This window comes from Bacteroides sp. OM05-10AA (assembly GCF_003439055.1).
In the GTDB taxonomy this organism is placed as follows: domain Bacteria; phylum Bacteroidota; class Bacteroidia; order Bacteroidales; family Bacteroidaceae; genus Bacteroides; species Bacteroides intestinigallinarum.
On sequence record NZ_QSUR01000040.1, the window covers coordinates 31,425 to 51,572 of the forward strand.

Sequence of the window (20,148 nt, forward strand, 5' to 3'; positions counted from 1 at the left end):
GGCTTTATGTTCGAATAGTTCAACTACCTATCTCTTAATAAAAGCTAACAGCAGAAACGTTTTCCATACAAAATCACTATCTTGCATAAAAAGCAAAGAAAACATAACTATGAAAATGAAAACTACTGCTCCTAATCCGTTATTTGCAAAGATCAGGTTGTTTCTTATTGTATTGACTTCCTGCGTGATCGCCACTTGTATTTTCTTGATTATTATTCATCCGGAAGTATGGATGATACCGGCATGCGGAATTATTATCGCATTGTGTATTTTACTATATCAGGTATATTGCATACGCAAGAACCGAAAGAGAATTTAAATGTACTGTTGCTTTTTCAGTTCTTCGGCAACAGTAACCAATTCTTTGTACCATTCTTCACCGAACTTACGGATTAAAGGCTCTTTTAAAAACTGATATACGGGAAGATTCTCTTTTTTTCCCAGCAAAACCGCTGCTTTGCATACGTCCCAACGATTATAATTCACCGCTTTATAAGGTCCGTAATCTCCAATCCGGATAGGATAAAGATGGCAGGACACCGGTTTATAGAAGGCAGTCTTCCCCTCTCGATAGGCCTTTTCGATCGCGCAATAGCAGCAACCATTCTCATCATAACAAGTAAACACACAGTCCTTATTATTGACAATAGAAGTCACCAAATCACCTTCCTCATCCGTATATACCACCCCTTGCTTTTCAATCACCGCACGTGCTTCCGGAGCCAGTTCGTCCCAGATAACCGGCAAAACCTCTTCCAGCTCCATCACCTCATCCAGCTCTACCGGAGCACCGGCATCACCTTCAATGCAACAAGCACCCTTACAGGCACCCAGGTCGCAAAGAAACTTCTCCTGAAATACATCAAGAGATACTACTACATCACCTATTTGTATCATTTTAAATTGAGAATTGAGAATTAAAAATTGAGAAATAAATGTTTTGGTTTATTTTTTAAGTGAATCTTTCATAGACTTAACAATGCAAACTAAAAGTGCAATCAATTCATTGCAATCTGAAGAAATAGATTGATAGACTATTTCGTCCATATAATGAGTATCCTTCAATAAAGAAAGCCAATAAGATGTTTCATTTGCTTCTTTCAGTGCAACATTCATTTTATTCAAGAAGTCTGCACCACTCTGCGCATGATGAGCTTCAGCAACCAAAGCTCCGATAGCAGTTCCACTGCGTAATAACTGTTTTGATAAAACAAACTCTTTTTCAGATTCTGCTAAAAACTTGTATGCGTTTACTATACGAATAGCAAACGCATACGATTTAATATGAATAGCATTATTCTTAGCTATCATTTTTTAATTTTTAATTCTCAACTCTCAATTTATTAAAACGTTTCCGTCCATTTCAGCCGGAACAGCCAGCCCCATAATCTTGAGAATAGTCGGAGCAACATCTGCCAGACGACCGTTTTCTACTTTCGCAGCTTTGTTCTCTGTTACATAAACACAAGGAACAGGGTTCAAAGAGTGAGCAGTGTTAGGAGTACCGTCTTCGTTCAAAGCATGGTCAGCATTACCATGGTCGGCAATGATAATTGCTTCGTAATCCTGTGCTTTGGCAGCTTCGATTACATCTTTCACGCAAGCATCTACAGCAATAACAGCTTTCTCGATTGCTTCATAAATACCGGTATGACCTACCATGTCACCATTAGCGAAGTTCACTACGATGAAATCATATTTGTTCTCGTTGATGGCAGCCACCAATTTGTCTTTTACTTCGAAAGCGCTCATTTCCGGCTTCAAGTCGTAAGTAGCCACTTTGGGAGAAGGAACAAGGATACGATCTTCTTTGTCAAACGGAGTTTCACGTCCACCATTGAAGAAGAATGTTACGTGCGCATACTTTTCTGTTTCAGCGATATGAAGTTGGCTCAATCCTTTAGAAGCAAGATATTCGCCTAATGTATTAGATACATTATCTTTGTCGAACAGGATATGAACGCCCTTGAAAGAAGCATCGTACGGAGTCATACAGTAATATTGCAGCCCTGGGATGGTGTGCATACCTGCTTCCGGCATATCTTGTTGAGTCAATACAACAGTCAACTCTTTGGCACGGTCATTACGATAGTTGAAGAAGATAACTACATCACCTTCTTTGATTGTTCCGTCGCAGTTGGCATTCACAATCGGTTTGATGAATTCATCTGTAACACCTGCATTATAAGACTCCTGCATAGCCTGAACCATATCGGTAGCTTTCTCACCTATGCCGTTTACAAGCAGGTCATAAGCTTCTTTTACACGTTCCCAACGTTTGTCGCGGTCCATAGCGTAATAACGGCCGATGATAGAAGCAATCTTGCCTGCTGATTTCTCACAGTGTGCAGAAAGTTCTTCGATAAAGCCTTTACCACTCTTCGGGTCAGTATCACGACCATCCATGAAGCAGTGAATAAATGTATTGTCGATATTATATTCTTTAGCGATATCGCAAAGTTTGAAGAGATGAACGAGTGAGCTATGTACGCCACCATTAGAAGTCAGCCCCATAAAGTGAACACTCTTTCCGTTTTCTTTTGCATAAGAGAAAGCAGAAACGACTTCAGGATTTTTCAGGATGCTATTGTCAGCACATGCACGATTGATTTTTACCAAATCCTGATAAACTACGCGTCCGGCACCGATATTCAAGTGACCTACTTCCGAGTTACCCATCTGTCCGTCGGGCAAACCTACGTTTTCACCGCTTGCCTGAAGTTGAGAGTGAGGATAAGTAGTCATCAGATAATCCCAGTAAGGAGTGGGAGTGTTGAAGATTACGTCGTCTTTCTTTTGGTCACCTAATCCCCAACCGTCGAGGATCATTAAAAGGGCTTTCTTACTCATAATATTTCAATATTTAAATTATCACTCTGATTTTCGGGCGCAAAGGTACAAAAAAGATGGTTACGTAAACGTTTAATCTATGTTAAGTTACAGGGCAGAAGTGCACCAGACTACGGATATTTTTCTTACTTTGTAAAATTACTTTCAATATGTTGATCGAAAAACTATTATTATGAAAACAACTTTATTTTGTATCTTACTTTTGTTATCCGGTATAGTATCCGCACAAACAATCGACCATCCTTCTTTCAAAGCCCGATCAGGAAGTATTTCCAACATCACTCGCATAGAGCGCACTGCCGAAAATACAAGAGTATATATTCATGCCATCTTCCGCCCGCATTGGTGGATCATGGAAGATGGAGATACCTATCTGGAAGATGCCGCAACCGGCAAGAAATATCTGTTCAAAAGCGCTGAAGGCATCGAACTCAAGAAAGAAGTCTATATGCCGGATTCAGGAACAATGGATTATGTGCTGGTTTTCGAGCCGTTACCGTCAGAAACACAGACCATTCATTTTCTCAATCCTACTGACCCCGAAGGCAATATCTATGACATATCGCTGGCCCCGCAAAAGAAGAAAGATTCTTTTCCACTAGCCACCATCAAAGGCAATTGGTTCAAAACAGATGGTTCCGGTTCATGGGAATATGGAGTTTACGACTCCATCAGCATTCTGAATAACCGGATATACACCAATGAAAATATCCGAAAAAAGGGAAAGCGGATTGAAATGATTTTAAAAGATAGAGAGAGTCAGGAGGAAATGACTTTATCATTCGCCCCGCAAAAAGACGGCACGTGTAAGATTCAGCAGAAGGGAGCGGAAGAATTAGTGTACAGCAAGGAGAGAACTCCGGTTACACTGGTTGCTGCTGAACCTGATTTTAAGCAGTTCTTCCGTCAGGATTCAACTTATCTGCAAGGGTATATAAACGGATACGATCCCCGTTTAGGATTTGACACCGGTCTTATTTACCTGTCAAATGAACTGACCCGTGAAGATTGTCCGACTGTCATCCAGATAGCTCCGAACGGCAGTTTTAGCTGCCGATTTATCATTAATCATCCGATAGAATCATCGGTAGTACTGGGACACAACTGGATTCCATTCTATATTGAACCCGGACAAACTCTCACCATGTATATCGACTGGGAAGCTGTAATGGCACGCAGCCGTGCACGAGATCGTTACTTCCCTATCAGGAACACAGCATATATGGGACCATCCGCCTCTCTCTCCTACCTGCTGAAAGACTTTGATAACCTGATTACCTATCGCTATGAGGACTTATCGAAATCGCAAAAGACATTAACTCCCGACCAATACAAGGAACACATGAAGCCTATCATTGCACAATGGAAACAGATTGCAGACTCTGTAAGCCAAATCTATCAGCCCTCTCTCAAGGCAGTTCATCTCATAAAGAACAAGGTAGATTTGCAAGCCGGAAGTATGCTTTTTGATTTCTTGATGAGTAGGGATTATTATGCGAAGCAAGATAGTACCAATCAGGCACTGAAAGTAAAGGAAAACGATTCCTATTACAGTTTCTTGAAAGATATGCCACTCAACGATGTAACCGTACTTGCAAATACAAACGCAAGCACATTTATCAACCGTTTCGAATACATGGACCTGTTCCGGAAAGCATATTCCGACCAGTCTTTTTCTCCATCAGACAGCATTGATTATACTTATCCGAAGAAATCTCTATTGACTTTCCTTAAAGAAAAAGGTGTGAAACTAAATAAGGAACAGGAAGCAATAAGACTTAGACAGGAGAAGTTGGCCGGAACTACTGCTAAAATTATAATGAGGCAGTTAATTGCAGAGAACGAGAAGATGGCATCGCTCTATGAAAAAGAACAAAAACTCATACAAGAATATGTGGCATTATATTCCGAGAAAAAGGAAGAATCCCAGCAGGATAAGGATAGAATCTTTATAAAAATGAACCAGAAATATGATTTCAAGAAAGATTCCATCATTGCACAATTATATCCTACTCCCAATCCCTTGCTCTGGCAAATAGCCAAAGTGCGGAGCCTTAATTTTAATTTAGGAAATATCAAAGACAGCCAAATAGCCCATGAATATGTGGATAGCATCAAACAAATATTCACCGAACCGTTTCTCGCAGCAGAAGCTGAACGAGTGCTGGAAAAAGCACACCCGAAAGATAGGGCGAGATCTTATCAGTTGCCTGAAGGAAAAGCGACTGAAGTATTCCGCAACATCATAAAAAATCATTCAGATAAGGTTCTATTTGTCGATTTCTGGGCAACGACTTGTGGCCCTTGTCGTGCAGGAATAGAGGCAACTGCCGATTTACGCAAAAAATATAAAGATCATCCGGAGTTTCAGTTCATCTATATCACAAGTCAGAAAGATTCGCCCGAGAAAGACTACCAAAAATATGTAGAGAAGAATCTAAAAGGAGAAGCCTGTTATTATGTTTCGGAGGCAGAGTTCAATTATCTGCGTCAACTATTCCAGTTCAATGGTATTCCACACTATGAACTTGTTGAAAAAGATGGTAGCATATCCAAAGAGCGTTTAAGCAGTTACAATATCAGGAAATATCTGGATAATCATTTCGAAGGAAAAACAGAATAGTAACGGAGCCTCTAAATAAAGGGCACGAATAAAAGAATATCAAAAAAAGCGATACAAAGGGCGGAACCCTCTTCATTTTTCCGTACCTTTGCATCGCTTTTAAATTAAAATCATAGAAATATGGACGATTCAAACCCGCGAACGTGCACAACTAGTATTAATTAAAGCGAACAGAGTCATTGAAACCTGATGCCTCTGCTCGTATCAAACAAACGAAAGGAGGCAATAAGATGAGAACGTATCTTTATTGTGAAGCTGGCTTTGTGGAAAAAGCTCAATGGCTTCCTAACAGCTGGGTAAATGTAGTATGCCCGAATAATGATGACTTTGAATTTCTAACTCAAACTCTCAACGTACCCGAATCATTTCTTAATGACATAGCCGATACGGACGAACGTCCGCGTACGGATACGGAAGGTAACTGGTTATTGACCATTCTTCGTATCCCTGTGCAGATTGCGCAAAACAGCACTCTGCCTTTCAGCACCGTACCAATCGGTATCATCACCAATAATGAAATCATTGTGTCCGTCTGTTATCATAACACTGATCTATTACCGGATTTTATCGAGCATACCCACCGAAAAGGGATTGTTGTGCGCAACAAACTGGATCTGATTCTCCGGATCATCTATTCTTCTGCCGTATGGTTCCTGAAATACCTAAAGCAGATAAACATAGACATCAGCGCCGCAGAAAAGGAACTGGAACGAAGCATCCGCAACGAGGACCTGCTCCGACTGATGAGACTGCAGAAAACATTGGTCTACTTCAATACTTCCATCCGTGGAAATGAAGTGATGATAGGAAAATTAAGGACTATTTTCCAGGATACGGATTATCTGGACACTGAACTAGTGGAAGATGTGATTATCGAATTGAAACAGGCACTTAACACGGTGAATATTTACAGTGACATTCTCACGGGAACAATGGATGCTTTTGCCTCCATTATCTCCAATAACGTGAATACGATCATGAAACGCATGACAAGTCTGTCCATCGTCCTGATGCTCCCGACATTGATTGCCAGTTTCTATGGTATGAATGTGGATATTCATCTGGAAGAGGTACCCTTTGCTTTCTCCTTGATCGTACTATTTTCCATCGGATTGTCAACTCTTGCGTTTGTGATATTCCGGAAGATAAAATGGTTCTAATACAAAAAACAGCTTACCATCTGTGATCCTTTAGAGGATTCTAAGACGGTAAGCTGTAAATTATACGTTTTTTATTCTATAGAGAATTAATTAAAAGAGAATGTTTAGAGAGAGAAATTAAAATATCTTATCCTTCTTTGCTTGCTTTTCTTCCGCCCAACGGAATAGAAACTCCAACGAATCCGTTCACAGAGTTAGAGTTCTTGCCTAAGAACATATAGTCAGTTCCGACAAACAGAGGACCTAATTTCAGACCCAGACCGAAAGATTTACCTGCTGACTGGATAGCTGAGTAACTAAGTGCTACATTGAACCAGCTTTTCGGGCGGTAGTTTGCAGAGAATGTTAATTCTGTAAGAGCATCAGGCTGTACAAAACGAGTTGTTGACAATACACCTACTGCTAATTTGTTATTGAAGAATCCATATTCTGCACCTAATACTAGGGTAGAAGCAAGACGAGATTTACGAGATTCTTTAGCATCACCTACTTCAAGCTGCAACATGTCATAGTCAAGTACATCACCATTTGTTACACGGTCCATATATCCTTGAGCATCAGTTTGCAACTGATTTACAGCATTCATAACTGTCTGTGGATCATTGACATTAATCATTCCAGTATAAGTACTTCCTTTAATATCAATCGGATCTGGGTTAGCAGATGCAATCTTTGTACTTGATTTTGACCAAGAGATAAAACCTAAGTCAAGAACAGAAGCAGATACAGTCAGATTATCCAATATTTTATAAGAAGCTCCTAAATCGATACCAAAACCGTACCCAGCTATACCCAATTTACCACTATCGAAATCAAAGTCAGTTACATAATCTTTACCCTCTTCTTCTTGCAATTCCAAGCCTTTGAAAGAACTTTTCAGTTCGGCACCAACAGTCAAGTTTGCATGATAGTTATTAAACTTATCCTTTAATTCTTGTGCTGCCTGTGCTGCCTGTGAAGGGCTCATAGAATTCCAGTAGCTCTCACTTGACCACTGATTTATTTGTTGATCACTAGGCAAATTAGCGCTCATTGCAACTCTATTAAGTTTCAACTCCATGTTACCAATACCCAATAAAGCTTTCACCCTAGCACCAACTGTCAAACGGCTATTAATCTGACGTGAAAGTCCTAAACCAATTTCAGTATAAGCGTTAATGTTCAATTGCTGACCACTAATATCATAGTTACTATTTCTCCAGTTTTCTTCAACTGTTTCCATCTCATTCAAGAAGGTAAACATATTCTTTGTCAAGTTAGCACCGATATCTGTACGAAGACCGATATTGAATGACCAAAAGTTTTTTCCTTTATACCATCCTGCAGAAAGAATTTCTGTACTGAAGTTCACATTCAGTTTATTATTATCTTTCAGACGGTTCATGAAATCCGGTTTAGTATAGAAATCATCGCCATCATCAATAATGTCAATGATATCCTGATAGCCTAACGAAGTAGAACCAACCGTTGCATTAACAGCACCGATCACCGGAAGATTGAAGTAACCTTTAGTCGGTGTTAAAGCCGGATTCAGTTGTTGACGATAGTGAGTACCTTCCATGAAATAGGAAGTACGTAAAAACTGTGCATTTGCAGAAAGAGTGCAAACCAACATAATAAAAAATACCCCAATGAGCTTAGAAGACCATAATAGCTTGTTCGTTGCCATGATTTTAAACTTTTTAATTCTTATTATTGTTCGCAAAGATATAGCATTTCAATAACAAATAAAAGCACTAGGCAACACTTTTTTAGCCTAAACGGAACAATTTCACGGTTATCCGTAACAAAATCGTGCTTATTCTGCAAAAAAATGTAGAAAATGTATGTAAAATGAAACAAAGCGACTTTAGAAGCTCAAAGTCAACTGGCCATCTCCCAACAGATTGAACGTCATGCGATGGTAAGGAGTAGTGCCACGTTCGGCAATGGCGGCACGATGTTTTTTAGTTGGATAACCTTTATTGTGGTCCCAGTCATAATATGGAAATTCTTCGTGAAGACGGTTCATATAATCGTCTCGATATGTTTTGGCTAAAATTGAAGCTGCTGCTATTGAAAGATATTTCCCGTCTCCTTTCACTACTGTAGTATGGAGAACACCGGGGTATTTAGTGAAACGATTACCGTCGATCAGTAAATGTTGGGGACGGGTGGACAACTGGTCCACTGCACGATGCATCGCCAGAAAAGAAGCCCGCAGGATATTTATTTCATCAATTTCTTCCGGTGACACAATGCCAACCGCCCAAGCAATCGCTTCTTTCTCTATTACCTCACGTAATGCATAACGTTGCTTTTCCGTCAGTTGTTTGGAATCATTCAACAGTTCATTCTTAAAATCCTTCGGAAGAATAACCGCAGCAGCATATACCGCTCCCGCCAAACACCCACGACCGGCCTCATCACATCCGGCCTCAATCAGATTCTCGTTCAAATAAGGTAATAACATATTTATCGCTTCTATTTTGATACAAAGGTAATTCAAATTAAAAAAGGAGACTTGTTTTGTCTCCTTTTTCTTATTTCTCTTCTGCTTTTTTAGAATAAACTCCAGGCAACAGTCAGTCCTGCCATCACAATGGCGACCATGCTCATAAGCTTTATCAAAATATTCAAGCTCGGACCGGAGGTATCTTTAAACGGATCACCTACTGTATCTCCTACTACGGTTGCTTTATGCACTTCACCGCCTTTTCCACCAAAGTTACCTTCTTCCACATATTTCTTTGCGTTATCCCATGCACCTCCGGCGTTAGCCATAAAGATAGCCAACACGAAACCACTACTCAAGCCACCAATCAGCAGACCGAGTACGCCGGGAACACCAAAGATAAATCCTGTAAGAATCGGAGCAACAATAGCAATCAAGGAAGGAATAACCATCTCACGCTGCGCACCCTTTGTCGATATTTCAACACAACGTTCGTAATCCGGCTCGGCTTCTCCGGTCAGAATACCCTTTATGTCACGGAACTGGCGGCGCACTTCGTCAACCATGTGTCCTGCCGCACGCCCTACTGCATTCATTGTCAAACCACAAAACAGGAAAGCCATCATTGAACCGAGGAACATGCCCGAAAGTACTTTCGGATTCATCAAGTGTACTTCGTAATAATCCATGAAGTCGATAAAAGTGGCATTTGCTACGCTGATAGAACTTCCATCTGCAAAAGTCAGGTCCACATTACCAAGACGTGTCAGACCGATTCGGATTTCTTCAATATAAGAAGCCAGCAAAGCCAGACCTGTCAGTGCAGCGGAACCGATTGCAAAACCTTTTCCCGTGGCGGCAGTTGTGTTACCCAATGAATCGAGCGCATCAGTACGTTTGCGAACTTCAGCACCCAGGCCGGACATTTCCGCATTACCTCCCGCATTATCCGCAATCGGACCGTAAGCATCCGTTGCCAATGTGATACCTAAGGTAGAAAGCATACCAACAGCTGCAATACCGATGCCATACAATCCCATGCCTACATTACCGAAATCACCTGCGGAAGCCAACAGATAGGAAGCAATGATACCAATCACTACTGCAACTACAGGAATAGCTGTAGAAAGCATACCCAAACCAATACCGGAAATAATGACGGTAGCAGGGCCAGTCTTACCGCTTTCACTTAGTTTCTGGGTAGGACGATAAGATTGAGAAGTATAATATTCCGTAGAACGTCCGATGATAATACCTACTACCAGTCCGACTACTACGGCACAAGAAATCCAAATCCAGTTATCTAGTTGCAAGAGCCACAGGATTAAGAATGTAGCTGCAACAATAAGCACGGAACTAAGGTTCGTACCGAAAGCCAATGAACCGAGCAAGTCTTTCATGGTCGCATTCTCTTTAGTACGGACAGCGAATATCCCTATAATAGAAAGGATAATGCCAACAGCTGCAATCAACATCGGAGCAATAACTGCCTTGAATTGCATCACCGTATCTGCCGAATGGATAAAAGCAGCAGCACCCAGCGCAGCTGTTGCCAGAATCGATCCACAGTAAGATTCATATAAGTCGGCTCCCATACCGGCCACGTCACCTACATTGTCACCTACATTATCGGCAATAGTAGCAGGATTACGAGGGTCATCTTCCGGAATTCCGGCTTCTACTTTACCTACCAAGTCGGCTCCAACATCGGCTGCCTTCGTATAGATACCGCCACCTACACGGGCAAAGAGTGCTTGTGTAGAAGCACCCATACCGAAAGTCAGCATGGTAGTAGTAATCACACAGAGTTTATGAGTAGGTGTCAGCGCATCAGCAGGAATCACTGCGTTCAACAACAGATACCAGAAAGATATATCGAGCAATCCCAGACCAACTACAACTAATCCCATCACCGCGCCGCTTCGGAAAGCAATCCTCAACCCTGCATTCAGAGAATTACGGGCGGCATTAGCGGTACGAGCCGACGCATAAGTCGCCGTCTTCATCCCTAAAAATCCGGAAAGCCCGGAGAAAAATCCGCCTGTAAGAAAAGCAATGGGAACCCATGCGTTCTGTACATGAAAGCCATAGGCCATAATTGAAAACAAAATAACCAACCCCAAGAATACCCAGCCTACTATTTTGTATTGCTGTTTCAGATAAGACATAGCTCCTTTGCGCACAGCAGCAGCTATCTTTATCATTTGGGGTGTACCTTCGCTCTCTTTCATCATTTGCTTATGAAAGTAATAAGCAAAGCAGAGGGCTAACACGGAAGCGACTGGAACCAGCCAGAAAAGAATGTTGTCCATAGGATCAATTTTTAAAGGGTTTACGGAGGCTAAAAGTATGGAAATCAAATGAAATAAGCAAGTAAAAAAGAAAGAATTTATAAAGCTGAATTATTCTATCTTTTATACATCTCTTTAAACAAAATGGACACACTGTAGTTATTTACTTCATTCCCTCATTTCTATACGGTTTTGAAATAAGTCAAGTCATAAAAAAATAAGCTGAAATATAATCCCAGCGAGCATCTACTAGAGAATTAAAAAGTGAAAATTTGCTGTCATCTGTCACATATTTGTATTTAAACTTCTGACAATGAATGAGTAGTGGTGTGACGGCAGCATGTGACAGCACAGTGACAGTACTTTTGCTGTCACATGTTCTCCCACGATTCTTTCTTCTCTTCCTTTTCTGTTTCTTGAAAATCACAACCTGCATAGCTTCATATTTTTTAACCATAGGAAAAACATTCGTTTCATACCTTCAAACCATTGGTTTCATGGGATGGAACTTTAGTTCCATAAGCTTGAAACTCTAGTTCCAATTGCTTGAAACCATTAGTTTCAAGGCTGGAAACTCTAGTTTCTCTTTGTTGAAACTTTAGTTTCAAACAAAGGAAACTTGCTTGGAACTTGCTTCTAAAAGAAGGAGTGAGAAGAGGTGACAGCAAAAGTGCTGTCACTGTGCTGTCACATGCTGCCGTCACGCCACTACTCATTCACTGTCAGATGTTTAAATACAAACATGTGACAGGTGACAGCAATTTTTTACTTTTTAATTCTATAGTAGATTATTAAGAGATTATATTTCGGCTCATTTCTGTACCGGAAAGGAGCTAAAACCTGTTCACCACCCCATGATAAAATAACGAATAATAGTCTATAGTTACTAATCCTCTGCCATTCTCTGCTTATTTTGTTGGGCAAACTCTGTAGGAGTAACTCCGAATTGCTTCTGAAATATCTTTGCGAAGTAAGAAGGCGACTGGAAACCTACTCTGTCAGAGATTTCGTTGATGCGCAATTCTCCCTCCTGCAATAGCTCTGCCGCACGTTTTAATCGGATGATACGGATAAAGTCGAGTGAAGAAAGATCGGTCAGCGCCTTAATCTTACGATGCAGGCTGGAGCGGGACATATTCATGGCTGCAGCCAATGCTTCCACATTATAATTGGCGTCGGAAAGATTCTCACGCACTTTGGCTATCAGTTGGGACATCAGTTGTTCATCAGCCCGTGACATCGCACCCCCTTGCGGAGTACAAGCTCCGTAAGTGATCTGATTAATAAACATCTCATGCGTACGATGGGATTCACGCTCACGCGCCAGTTCTGCCAATAATTGCTGCTCACGGATCTTTTGTACTTCCCGGCGGCGATAGGCGCGAAGAGTCAAGATAAAACTGCCGGACACTACAATGATATAGATAAGGTAAGCCCACACTGTACGCCACCAAGGTGGAAGAATACGCACTGATAAAGTAGCTTCTTCCTGATTCCAGACACCATTATTATTACTACCCCGCACACGGAACAGGTAGTCTCCCGGCGGGAGCTGGGCATAAGACGCTGTATGCACATCAGATGTATAGTTCCAGTCATTATCTATCCCTTCCATTTTGTAGGCATAACGATTTGCACTTGGTGAGGTATAACTTAAAGCAACAAAATCAAAGCTGACGTTAGAACGGTAAGGCAGTTGCACACCATCCGCCGTGAAAGGAGTTTCACGTCCCTGCACGTACATTCCGGTGATATAGACTGGAGGCACAAAAGTATTCGGGTGGACAATTTGTGGATTAAAAGAGACCAATCCATTGATAGTTCCCATCCAAATAGTACCATCAGAGGCAGCCAAGGCCGATTTATAGTTAAACTGGTTATCAGGTAACCCGTCATTTCGGTTGAAAACTTGCAGGCTGTCTGTTTCCGGATGAAGACAAACCAGACCACGGTCTGTTCCGAACCAGATACGATGTTGCCGGTCTTCCACGACTTTATATGTTACGTTGTCCGGAAGCCCGTTTGCTTTGGTGTATGTCCGGAATCTTCCGGTTTCGGGGTTAAAACGCAACAATCCACCCCGGTCTGTAGAAAACCAGATAAAGCCTTTACTATCCTCCGAAATACCTGTCACTTCATTTGTTCCGATAGAAGTGCTGTCCTCCGGCATACATTTATAGCTGACCATCTGATTTGTCTGCGGATGATACCGGAATATTCCACTGCCCATCGTTGCCACCCATATATTACCGGATTTATCTTCGAGAATATCACGCATATAAGCATACCCGAATTGCTCCATTTTCTCAAAAGTCCGTCCTTTGTCGGCCGAACGAAAGATGTTCCAGCCATCACCCAACCAGATTGCTCCCCCACGATCGCGGTAAAGGGCAAACACGGAACCTTCACTGATACCAAGTTGTGCGGGATAGAACGTCTGAACCTGATCTTGAGAAACAATCAGGTCGATGCCCCCTTTAAAGTAACCTGCACCAACCAAATCATCCGAAGCGAACAGGCTTAATACATTCTGACGGTCAGGCGACTGGGGAATTTTAGTGAAAGTCTGTGTTCCCGGATTCCAGTAGCAAACACCGCCATCCTGCGTACTGACCCACACCACTCCGTCTTTTCCTTCCGCCAATTCACTGATGCGTCGTCCGCTGACTGTACCGGGCGCTCCCGGAAGATAAACCGAAAAATCGAGCGTACGTACAGGCAGATAGCTGGCCCCTCCAAATTGCGTACAGATCCAGGTTCCCCCTTCACGATCACGATAAATCTTATCGACGATAGCATCTCCAAGCCCATACTTTCCTCCGGCATCGGCAGGAATATGTTGCACACTGTTGTGTTTCTCATTAATCACATAAACGCCATTCTGCGTACCCACCCACAGCTCGTCTCCGAAGCAAACAGCGTAGCGGATAATTTTTCGATGTACTTCGGGTGCAGGGAATATACTCACTTCTCCGGTCTTTTTGTTGAACCGTTTCAGTTCCTCTTCATGCACTCCGACAATCAGCTCATCGCCATAATCACACAGAGTAAAGATGAAATCCCCTTTAAGTGCTTCTGTTGCATAGGGCACAAACTTATCCTGCTCCGGACTGTAACGGTAGATTCCCGCTCCATACGTACCCACCCAGACCGTACCTTCTTTATCTACGCAGATAGACTGCGGAAAGTCCTTGCTTTTATCCTTACTGGGACAGGGAATATAGCGGAACAGTTTACCCGTCTCCACCTGATAGCGGAAAACTCCCTGATTCGGCGCATTCACCCAGATATTTCCCGAATGATCTGCCAGAATATCTTCAATCCAGTTGTATCTGATTTGTTCTCCGTTCTCTGTGCGGGCATCAAAGAACGAAAACTTCCCGGTAGCAAGCTCCTGAATATAAACACCATCATCCGTACCTACCCATAATTGACGGTGATTATCCTCAAAAAGAGCGGATATGACCTGATTGCCATGCTGCAAAGTTTCGTCATAGCAGTTATAAAGCTTCATCGACACGCCGTCATAACGATTAAGACCGTTGCGCGTACCCAGCCAGATAAAACCGTAACTATCTTGAATAATGGACTTGACATGACTGTTCGAAAGACCGCTTCCTCCATCTACACGGATAAAGTTATACTGTCCCGTCGCGGCAAAATCCGGAAGGAAAAAACAAATAGAAAGGAGAAAAAGCAGCAATTTCCTTTTCATACACAGATATTAGATAGCGACAAATATAGTTTTTTTTACGCTAAATGCATAGGAAGGATGAAACATTTGTTGCACGGATGGCAATAAATGTCGCACTGCAAAGGGCTATCGCACACTTGAAACATTTCTTGCACATCTTGACAAAAAAGAGTATAGCCACTTGTTTCTCCTCCTCCTATCTTTGCCTTCGTCAAAATGACACAACCGATGTGAACTTCCAAATCTTTAAATGAATACAAGTGATGAAAAAAGTAACCTTTAGTTGCCTTACTCTAGCAACCCTGTTGCAACTGATTCCTTCCAACGGGAATGCAGCGAACATTCAGGTGAACAAGAAAAAGACGAACCGAATCGAAATGAAGCAGGATACGATTCCTGCCAACTCTACTAAAAAAGAATCAGAAGAAGGCGAACGCAATGTGATGCTGAATGCTTCTGATGCCAACAAACCCCGCGAAATTCAAATCGGACTTCCCAGCGAGGACGTTAATGTCTATGAGAATGGACTTCCTGCCGTATATTCCTCTACCGTTCACAAACTTGCCGCCCATTGGCGTAGCGACAGCAGCCTGGGAGAAGTAGGACTTTTATCTCCTTCCGAGTCGGCCATAACGACCGGTAATATTGCTTACTCCGTCAACTCATTCAGCAAACTGGGGCAAAAGGATTTCCAAGGTATATTAAACTACCGCACCAATCATTTCGGTATGCAGAACTTCGATTTCAATGTTTCAGGAGCCATCAATGACCAATGGCTTTACACGGCAAGCATCTACCAGAACTTCGACCCGGGAAGTTTCGACCTGAAATTTACGAACTATGCAGACCGCACAGAAATTTATCATGCCGGCCTGACACGTCTCTTCAACAACGGACGCGGCAAAATATCTTTGCTCTACAAACATTCCCGCAGTGAAAATCCGGCCAGCTATGCCAATGCAGCTCCTTTTATCTATGTCGGCGACGGCTCGGTTAAAGAGATAGACGGTTTCAAATTGGGAACAAATTCTTATGTTCCGCAGAGCGGTTCTTTCCCATACATGGACGTAAGAGACGGAAAGATGAAAACATGGAACTTGGGCAATGGTTCTGAAAACCGTGCCAATGAGATTGCATTAATCTCCGATTATCGTTTCAGGAACGATCTGCTATGGAAATTCAATCTGAAATATATGGATGCTCCACGTGCCAACTATGTCGACTTCGGAGGCAGCACCATCAGCGAAGTAACCGCCAACGATGGTTTTACGTTATCAAACGGTGATCCGTATGAGGGACTGGCAGAAGGTCGCCGCACCTGGTTGCACGTAGGCAAAGTGAAAAACTTCCTAATCACTTCCGAGTTGAACAAGACCTTTGGCAACCATGATCTGCGTCTGGGAGTGAACGAATGGTATTACCATCTTGATTATTATTCCTCTTCTCTGCAATGGATGGCCACCGTACAGAACTATCCACAGTTGCTGACTTCCACAACTACAAGTTCCCTGGACCCCACTCTGACTGGTCAGCGCGTACAGACATACGGGTACAACGAACTTAGTCCCGAATATACAAAGGGATATGAGAACAAACTCGCCCTTTACTTTACAGACAACTGGCAAGTAACTCCCCAATTCAATATCTATTATGGCGGACGCCTGGAATATTACCGGATGAGTGCCGATCAAATATCCGCTTCCCGTTTCCCGGGTTTCCACATCGGCGACTTTACCACTTATAGCAAAGAGGAAGAAACAGGAAATATCATTGCCACACAACGCAGCATTCATCCCGCCAAAGTGGTAAAGGATAAACTGAACTATGCCGCCACGCTCCGCGCCACTTACAACGTAACCGGGCAATTCGGCCTGACTGCCGACGGAACAGTAGCCACCCGCTTCCCACGTATCAACGAATATGCCGGAACAGGTCCTACGGAAGAGCAATACAAACGTGTCACCATACCGTTAATCCGTGGCGGTTTGTTCTACAAGAACAAGTGGATCAACCTCACCTCTATGGTTACCTATATCTCCAAATCCAATAATATTGACCAGCAAAACCTGACGAAACCGGGAACGGAAGAAGGAAAGACCGTATTGCTTATTTATAATATCAAAACACTGGGATGGACCACATCTGCCGAAATCGACCCGTTCAAAGGTTTTCACCTGCACGCTCTGTTCACGTATCAGAAACCTGTTTACAAGAACTATAATGCAAGCGTCACATTCAACGATGGTTCGGAAATGTCTGTCAACGCCAATGGGATGATTGTAAAAGAGATTCCGCAGATTCTTGTCGAACTCGACCCAAGCTATAATATCACGAAGGACTTACGCCTTTGGCTTAGTTTCCGCTATTTCGGCAAGACTTACGCCAATCTCCAGGAAGCCCTTTATTTCAACGGTCGCTGGGAAACTTTCGGGGGGATCAACTGGAACGTAAACAAGCATCTTTCTTTAGGGGCAACAGTCATCAACTTCCTGAATCAGAAAGGGGCCAGCGGAACCATCAACGGTTCGGAACTGATTACCAAAGAAGAAACTGCCCAGTATGCCGGCAACTATATGAGTGGAAATTATTTACGCCCATTTACCGTAGAATTTAGCGCAAGCATTAAATTCTAGTTCATTCCTGACGAATTATAATTATCTTTGCGGCATTCTATGCCCACAAACTAACTAATACCTAATTAATTATTAAAAAACCATGAAGAAACTTTTCGTATTACTTATGGCATTGTTTACCCTGGCGCAAGTGGACGCCCAGGAAAAGAACGTTATCCGCATCGCAACGGACAACACAGACTTAATTCTCCAAGTAGCTCCTAACGGACGACTCTATCAGGCTTATCTGGGCGATAAGTTACTGAACGAGAAAGACATCAACAACTTTTCTCCTTACGTAAAAGGAGGAAGTGACGGTAGCGTATCCACCCGAGGATGGGAAGTATATCCGGGCTCCGGCGCCGAAGATTATTTTGAACCGGCTGTAGCTATCACGCACAATGACGGGAACCCGAGTACGATTCTCCGCTATATATCCTCCGAGCAGAAGGCAGTGGCGGGCGGAACGGAAACGATCATTCAACTAAAAGATAATCAGTATCCGGTAGAAGTCACACTGCATTACATCGCTTATCCGAAAGAAAACGTCATCAAGACGTGGAGCGAAATCAAACATGCTGAAAAGAAGCCTGTGACCTTATGGCGTTATGCTTCCACCATGCTTTATTTCTCCGGAAACGAATATTACCTGACAGAATTCAGCAGCGATTGGGCAAAAGAAGCACAAATGAGCACACAACCTCTGTTGTTCGGTAAAAAGGTGATCGACACCAAACTGGGAAGCCGTGCTGCCATGCACACCCACCCGTTCTTTGAGCTTGGTTTTGAACAACCGGCACAGGAAGCGCAGGGACGTGCCATGCTAGGTACTATCGGATGGACAGGAAACTTCCAGTTCACTTTCGAAGTGGACAACGTAGGTAATCTCCGTGTAATCCCCGCCATCAATCCTTATGCATCTGATTATGAACTGAAGCCGAATGAAGTGTTTACAACTCCTGAATTCATCTTTACTTTCAGCAACAACGGTACGGGCGAAGCCAGCCGCAACCTTCACGCATGGGCACGCAACTATCAGCTGAAAGACGGACAAGGGGATCGTATGACTTTATTAAACAACTGGGAGAATACTTACTTCAAATTCAATGAGGAACTGCTTGCCGAACTGATGAAGGAAGCTAAACACCTTGGTGTAGATATGTTCCTGCTGGATGACGGCTGGTTTGGCAACAAGCATCCACGCAACAGTGACAATGCCGGACTGGGTGACTGGGAAGTGATGAGATCCAAACTGCCGGGCGGTATTCCTGCCCTTGTACAGTCTGCCAAAGAAGCCGGAGTGAAATTTGGTATCTGGATTGAACCGGAAATGATTAACCCTAAAAGTGAGTTGTTCGAAAAGCATCCCGACTGGGCTATCCAACTGCCTAACCGCGAAACATATTATTACCGTAATCAGCTGGTACTCGATCTTAGCAATCCGAAAGTACAGGACTTTGTATATGGTGTAGTGGATAAGATCCTGACAGAGAATCCGGAAGTGGCTTTCTTTAAATGGGACTGTAACTCTCCAATTACAAATGTTTATTCTCCATATTTAAAAAATAAACAGGGACAGCTTTATATCGACCATGTACGTGGTATATACAATGTATTGAAACGTATCAAAGATAAATATCCGAACGTGCCAATGATGCTCTGCTCCGGCGGTGGCGCCCGTTGCGACTACGAAGCTCTGAAATATTACACAGAATTCTGGTGCAGCGACAACACAGACCCGATAGAACGTCTGTTTATCCAGTGGGGATTCTCACAAATCTTCCCGGCAAAAGCCATGTGTGCACACGTAACCAGCTGGAACAAGAAGACGAGCGTGAAGTTCCGTACGGATGTGGCAAGTATGTGCAAACTGGGCTTTGACCTCGGACTGAAGGAACTGAATGCAGACGAACAGACTTATTGCCAGAACGCAGTTGCCAACTGGACGCGTCTGAAAAAAGTGATTCTGGACGGCGATCAATACAGATTGGTTTCTCCCTACGATGGCAATCACATGTCTCTCATGTATGCCTCACCGGATAAGAACAAAGCTGTGCTTTATACCTACGATATCCACCCACGTTTCGGTGAGAAACTGCTCCCGGTAAAACTTCAGGGACTGGATGCGAAGAAAATGTATAAGGTGAAAGAAATCAACCTGATGCCGAATTCCAAATCGAATCTGGCTGCCAATGAGAAAACTTATTCAGGAGATTATCTGATGAAAGTGGGAATCAATGCTTTCACAACAAATCAGGCTTTCAGCCGCGTAATTGAGCTGACTGCCGAGTAAAAAGGAAGGAAGTTATCAATAAAAAAGGGGATTCGCTGTTATCAGCGTTTCCCCTTTCTTTTTACATACAATAATATTCAATTCATCTTCAATCGCAACAGCTGTTTCAATGGTTACAACTATTCTATTAGACGGGGAAGTCCCTAAAATCGAGTAGGAGGAAAACGAAGTAGTTTTCTTCCTACTTTCGC

12 protein-coding genes are annotated in these 20,148 nt (G+C 42.7%); 5 read left to right on the forward strand and 7 right to left on the reverse strand.

Translation table 11 applies throughout. From position 1 onward, the window contains the following. Positions 1-109 precede the first annotated feature (109 nt). On the forward strand, positions 110-319 hold the full coding sequence (locus DXB58_RS23200) for a hypothetical protein (RefSeq protein ID WP_004298238.1): 210 nt from the start codon (positions 110-112) through the stop codon (positions 317-319). Here the strand turns inward: DXB58_RS23200 and DXB58_RS23205 are convergent. The 3 genes from DXB58_RS23205 to gpmI are packed head-to-tail and all read right to left on the reverse strand — an operon-like array spanning position 316 to position 2,850. Further along, positions 316-897, reverse strand: a complete 582-nt coding sequence (locus tag DXB58_RS23205) for a DUF3109 family protein (RefSeq protein ID WP_122138399.1) — start codon at positions 895-897, stop codon at positions 316-318. The genes DXB58_RS23200 and DXB58_RS23205 overlap by 4 nt on opposite strands. A 48-nt stretch (positions 898-945) precedes the next feature. Next, complete coding sequence (locus DXB58_RS23210; protein WP_122138400.1) at positions 946-1,311, reverse strand: four helix bundle protein; 366 nt, start codon at positions 1,309-1,311, stop codon at positions 946-948. Positions 1,312-1,335: 24 nt separating this feature from the next. Beyond that, a complete protein-coding gene (gpmI, locus tag DXB58_RS23215) occupies positions 1,336-2,850 on the reverse strand; it encodes a 2,3-bisphosphoglycerate-independent phosphoglycerate mutase (protein ID WP_122138401.1) in 1,515 nt (504 codons plus the stop codon). Between the two features lie 172 nt (positions 2,851-3,022). Between gpmI and DXB58_RS23220 the strand changes: the two genes are divergently transcribed. Both DXB58_RS23220 and DXB58_RS23225 read left to right on the forward strand, forming a co-directional pair. Then, on the forward strand, positions 3,023-5,473 hold the full coding sequence (locus tag DXB58_RS23220) for a thioredoxin-like domain-containing protein (RefSeq protein ID WP_122138402.1): 2,451 nt from the start codon (positions 3,023-3,025) through the stop codon (positions 5,471-5,473). Positions 5,474-5,703: 230 nt separating this feature from the next. Beyond that, a complete protein-coding gene (locus DXB58_RS23225) occupies positions 5,704-6,633 on the forward strand; it encodes a magnesium transporter CorA family protein (protein ID WP_122138413.1) in 930 nt (309 codons plus the stop codon). Between the two features lie 127 nt (positions 6,634-6,760). On the opposite strand, the gene DXB58_RS23230 is transcribed toward DXB58_RS23225, so the two are convergent. The 4 genes from DXB58_RS23230 to DXB58_RS23255 form a co-directional block, all read right to left on the reverse strand. After that, positions 6,761-8,302: a DUF5723 family protein gene (locus tag DXB58_RS23230; RefSeq protein ID WP_122138403.1), complete on the reverse strand. Its 1,542-nt coding sequence runs from the start codon at positions 8,300-8,302 to the stop codon at positions 6,761-6,763. A 180-nt stretch (positions 8,303-8,482) separates the two neighbouring features. Next, positions 8,483-9,085, reverse strand: a complete 603-nt coding sequence (locus DXB58_RS23235; RefSeq protein WP_122138414.1) for a ribonuclease HII — start codon at positions 9,083-9,085, stop codon at positions 8,483-8,485. 89 nt (positions 9,086-9,174) lie between these two features. Next, positions 9,175-11,379, reverse strand: a complete 2,205-nt coding sequence (locus DXB58_RS23240; protein WP_008998147.1) for a sodium-translocating pyrophosphatase — start codon at positions 11,377-11,379, stop codon at positions 9,175-9,177. An 865-nt stretch (positions 11,380-12,244) separates the two neighbouring features. Next, a complete protein-coding gene (locus DXB58_RS23255) occupies positions 12,245-15,073 on the reverse strand; it encodes a two-component regulator propeller domain-containing protein (protein ID WP_122138406.1) in 2,829 nt (942 codons plus the stop codon). Positions 15,074-15,315: 242 nt separating this feature from the next. On the opposite strand from DXB58_RS23255, the gene DXB58_RS23260 reads away from it, so the two are divergent. Together DXB58_RS23260 and DXB58_RS23265 are read left to right on the forward strand one after the other, a co-directional pair. Next, complete coding sequence (locus DXB58_RS23260; protein ID WP_122138407.1) at positions 15,316-17,685, forward strand: TonB-dependent receptor; 2,370 nt, start codon at positions 15,316-15,318, stop codon at positions 17,683-17,685. A gap of 82 nt (positions 17,686-17,767) precedes the next feature. After that, positions 17,768-19,957, forward strand: coding sequence for an alpha-galactosidase (locus tag DXB58_RS23265; RefSeq protein WP_122138408.1), 2,190 nt, complete (start codon positions 17,768-17,770; stop codon positions 19,955-19,957). Positions 19,958-20,148: the final 191 nt, after the last annotated feature.

What these genes read in the sequence shown, in the direction of transcription:
- DXB58_RS23200 (WP_004298238.1), top strand. Translation starts at nt 110, where the DNA reads ATGAAAATGAAAACTACTGCTCCTAATCCGTTATTTGCAAAGATCAGG.
- DXB58_RS23260 (WP_122138407.1), top strand. Translation starts at nt 15,316, where the DNA reads ATGAAAAAAGTAACCTTTAGTTGCCTTACTCTAGCAACCCTGTTGCAA.
- DXB58_RS23225 (WP_122138413.1), top strand. Translation starts at nt 5,704, where the DNA reads ATGAGAACGTATCTTTATTGTGAAGCTGGCTTTGTGGAAAAAGCTCAA.
- gpmI (WP_122138401.1), bottom strand. Translation starts at nt 2,850, where the DNA reads ATGAGTAAGAAAGCCCTTTTAATGATCCTCGACGGTTGGGGATTAGGT.
- DXB58_RS23210 (WP_122138400.1), bottom strand. Translation starts at nt 1,311, where the DNA reads ATGATAGCTAAGAATAATGCTATTCATATTAAATCGTATGCGTTTGCT.
- DXB58_RS23205 (WP_122138399.1), bottom strand. Translation starts at nt 897, where the DNA reads ATGATACAAATAGGTGATGTAGTAGTATCTCTTGATGTATTTCAGGAG.
- DXB58_RS23220 (WP_122138402.1), top strand. Translation starts at nt 3,023, where the DNA reads ATGAAAACAACTTTATTTTGTATCTTACTTTTGTTATCCGGTATAGTA.
- DXB58_RS23235 (WP_122138414.1), bottom strand. Translation starts at nt 9,085, where the DNA reads ATGTTATTACCTTATTTGAACGAGAATCTGATTGAGGCCGGATGTGAT.
- DXB58_RS23240 (WP_008998147.1), bottom strand. Translation starts at nt 11,379, where the DNA reads ATGGACAACATTCTTTTCTGGCTGGTTCCAGTCGCTTCCGTGTTAGCC.
- DXB58_RS23230 (WP_122138403.1), bottom strand. Translation starts at nt 8,302, where the DNA reads ATGGCAACGAACAAGCTATTATGGTCTTCTAAGCTCATTGGGGTATTT.
- DXB58_RS23265 (WP_122138408.1), top strand. Translation starts at nt 17,768, where the DNA reads ATGAAGAAACTTTTCGTATTACTTATGGCATTGTTTACCCTGGCGCAA.
- DXB58_RS23255 (WP_122138406.1), bottom strand. Translation starts at nt 15,073, where the DNA reads ATGAAAAGGAAATTGCTGCTTTTTCTCCTTTCTATTTGTTTTTTCCTT.